The sequence below is a fragment of the Thermomonospora catenispora genome, from assembly GCF_006363815.1.
Lineage (GTDB): Bacteria > Actinomycetota > Actinomycetes > Streptosporangiales > Streptosporangiaceae > Thermomonospora > Thermomonospora catenispora.
Genome location: NZ_RRYT01000075.1, coordinates 1 through 3456, shown reverse-complemented (window position 1 = coordinate 3456; position 3456 = coordinate 1). Strand labels below are relative to the sequence as shown.

Sequence of the window (3456 nt, the reverse complement as noted above, 5' to 3'; positions counted from 1 at the left end):
ACCCGGATGCCGTGGCGTTCCAGCAGGGCGGTGGTGACACCGATGCCGGGGGTGCGGCGGCGGGTGAAGGTGCCGTCGTTGATCTGGGTGACGCCGCAGGACGGGCTGAACTCCTTGAGCACCGCCACCCGGACGCCGAAGCGCCGGGCGGTCTCCAGGGCCTGGTGGGCGCCGCGCAGGAAGGCGTCGGTGACGTCCTCCCCGCTGCCGGTGACCACACGGGCAGTGCCGTTCAGGACGCCTTCGCCGCCGCCGGTGCCGCTGATCTCGGCGGCCGGGCGGGGGACGGGGAGGCCGCCGCCGACCTCGGGGCAGTAGGGCACCAGCCGGCCTTCCTCCCGCCACCGGTCCAGGATCTCGGCGTGGACGGGCTTGCTGCGGCCGTCGTAGCGGACGGGCCGGCCCAGCAGACAGGCACTGACCAGGACGCGTTCCACGCTTCTCACGCTACCCGCGGCGCCGGCCTGATTCAGCTGTGAGTAAGGAGTGCTGCGCGAGAGCGCATGATTCCGGTGACCGGTGCATGAAGTGCGCCAATTGGGGACAGGGAGAGCGGTGTCCATGACGTTCTCATCCCGGGGAGCCAGGCATGGTACTGCTCGGTCGACCGCTGCAGGAGACGCCGTCGCAGCGGCGTCCCCGAGGGTCGGTGATCATCGATTGGATCACCAGCACCGACCACAAGGTCATCGGCTACCTGTATCTGACGACCGCGTTCGTGTTCTTCCTGATCGGCGGCGTGATGGCGCTGGTGATCCGCGCCGAGCTGGCGGACACGGGGCTGCAGTTCATCAGCAACGAGCAGTACAACCAGATGTTCACCATGCACGGCACGATCATGCTGTTGCTGTTCGCGACCCCGCTGTTCATCGGGTTCGGGAACGTGATCATGCCGTTGCAGATCGGGGCGCCGGACGTGGCGTTCCCCCGGCTGAACATGTTCAGCTACTGGCTCTTCCTGTTCGGCGGGACGATCGTGATGGCCTCGTTCCTGACCTCCTCCGGGGCGGCCAGCTTCGGTTGGACGGGGTACACCCCGCTGACGGAGAAGACCTACTCGCCGGAGGTCGGCGGGGACCTGTGGGTCATGGGGCTGGCGCTGTCCGGCCTGGGCACCATCCTCGGCGGGGTCAACTTCATCACCACGATCGTGGGGATGCGGGCCCCGGGCATGACGATGTTCCGGATGCCGATCTTCACCTGGAACATCCTGCTCACCTCGATCCTGGTGCTGCTGGCGTTCCCGGTGCTGGCGGCGGCGCTGCTGGCGCTGTACGCCGACCGCAATCTCGGGACGCACATCTACGATCCGGCTAACGGCGGCCCGCTGCTGTGGCAGCACCTGTTCTGGTTCTTCGGGCATCCGGAGGTCTACATCATCGCGCTGCCGTTCTTCGGCATCATCACCGAGGTCATCCCCGTGTTCAGCCGCAAGCCGTTGTTCGGCTACATCGGGATGGTGGGGGCGACGATCGCGATCGCCGGGCTGTCGATGACGGTGTGGGCGCACCACATGTTCCCCACCGGGCAGGTGCTGCTGCCGTTCTTCGCGTTCATGACGTATCTGATCGCGGTGCCCACCGGGGTGAAGTTCTTCAACTGGGTCGGCACCATGTGGCGGGGGCAGCTCAGCTTCGAGACGCCGATGCTGTGGGCGCTCGGGTTCCTGGTGACGTTCCTGTTCGGCGGGCTGACCGGGGTGATCCTGGCCTCCCCGCCGCTGGACTTCCACGTGCACGACTCCTACTTCGTGGTGGGCCACTTCCACTACGTGGTGTTCGGCACCGTGGTGTTCGCGATGTTCGCCGGCTTCTACTTCTGGTGGCCCAAGTTCACCGGGAAGATGCTGAACGAGACGCTCGGCAAGTGGCACTTTTGGACGCTGTTCATCGGCTTCCACACCACGTTCCTGGTGCACCACTGGCTGGGCGCGGAGGGCATGCCGCGGCGGTACGCCGACTATCCGGAGGAGTTCCTGGCCCTCAATCGGGTCTCCAGCGCGGGGGCGTTCCTGCTGGGGGTCTCCACGCTGTTCTTCCTCTACAACGTGTACCGCACCGCCCGGCACGGCAAGCGGGTGAACGCGGACGACCCCTGGGGGTATGGGAACTCGCTGGAGTGGGCGACGTCCTGCCCGCCGCCGCGGCACAACTTCCACGCCATCCCGCGGATCAGGTCCGAGCGTCCGGCGTTCGACCTGCACTACCCGCACACCTTGGAGAGCGGTGAGCTGGGCTCGGGCTCCCGGGCCCGGGGCGAGGTGGGCGGAGGGGCGCAGGAGGGGCCGCCGCCGGAGGGGGAGCCGCGGTCGGGGTGACCGCGCCGCCCGGTCAGCGGCCGTGGTGCTCGCGGCGGTAGCGGGAGGCGGCGAACGCGGCGGCGCGGATCGCGGCGAGGGGGCTGAGCCGCATGGCCCGCCAGGCGGCCCGGCCGATCCTGGGGGCGACGATCATGGCCTGGTTGCGGTCGACGCCGCGCATGACGTCGCGGGCGAGCCGCTGGGGGCTGTAGAAGCCGCCGGCCTGCTTCTTGATCTCGCCGCGGCCGTCGCCGCTCATCGGGGTGGCGGGCAGGTCGGGGTTGATGTTCTGCAGCAGCGGGGTGTCCACGAAACCGGGGCACACCACGCTGACCTTGACGCCGGTGCCGGCGGCCTCGGCGCGCAGCGCCAGCGACAGGCCGACGACGGCGTGCTTGGTGGCGGTGTAGGGGATGCCCATCGGCATGGGCACCAGCCCGGCCAGCGAGGCGGTGTTGACGATGTGGCCGGAGCGCTGCTCCAGCATGATCGGGTATGCGGCCTGCACGCCGTGGACGACGCCTTTGAGGTTGACGTCGATGGCGCGGTTCCAGTGGTCGAGGGTCAGCTCCTCGGCCAGGCCCCCGATCGCGATGCCGGCGTTGTTGAAGACCAGGTCCAGCCGCCCGTGCTCGTCGCGCACGCCGGTGTAGAGGGCGGTGACCGCCTCGGGGTCGGTGACGTCCAGCTCCGCGGCCACGGCCCGGCCGCGGCCGAGGGTGTTGAGCCTGTCGGCCACCTTCTCGGCGCCGGGAGCGTTGAGGTCGGCGACCACCACGGTGTCGCCGCGGGCGACGAGTTCGGTGGCGATGGCGCGGCCGATGCCCGATGCGCCCCCGGTCACGATCGCGATGTTCATTGGGCTGGCTCCCTGGCTCGGGCCGAGACGGCTATTGGACCGATCATCGAGTACGTCGGGGAAGTCTAGTGCTCACATCCTGCCCTGTGCGCCGCGGCGGCCGTTCACCGTGCCCGGCCGTCGCCGCACCGGCGCCCTGGATGAGCCCGCCTCGGCCGGGGACGGGCCGGGCGGCGGAGAGCGGACCGCGGGCGGCCCGGTCGACTGCGGCGTCTCCCGGGCCGGGCGCACCGGGCCGGGACGATCGGACGAGGGGCGCCGGGCGGCGGAGGGGACGCGGCCGCCCCGTCGGCGGGCC

General features: G+C 70.0%; 3 protein-coding genes. 1 reads left to right on the top strand and 2 read right to left on the bottom strand.

Features of this window, described 5'->3' with window-relative positions:
- Positions 1 to 437, bottom strand: a 437-nt coding sequence (locus EIO00_RS23850) for a 2-thiouracil desulfurase family protein (RefSeq protein WP_140182675.1), incomplete at its 3' end; no start/stop codon positions are given.
- A 152-nt stretch (positions 438 to 589) separates the two neighbouring features.
- Between EIO00_RS23850 and ctaD the strand changes: the two genes are divergently transcribed.
- Positions 590 to 2317, top strand: a complete 1728-nt coding sequence (ctaD, locus tag EIO00_RS23845; protein WP_140182673.1) for an aa3-type cytochrome oxidase subunit I — start codon at positions 590 to 592, stop codon at positions 2315 to 2317.
- A 13-nt stretch (positions 2318 to 2330) separates the two neighbouring features.
- On the opposite strand, the gene EIO00_RS23840 is transcribed toward ctaD, so the two are convergent.
- Complete coding sequence (locus EIO00_RS23840) at positions 2331 to 3158, bottom strand: SDR family NAD(P)-dependent oxidoreductase (RefSeq protein WP_140182671.1); 828 nt, start codon at positions 3156 to 3158, stop codon at positions 2331 to 2333.
- Positions 3159 to 3456 lie beyond the last annotated feature (298 nt).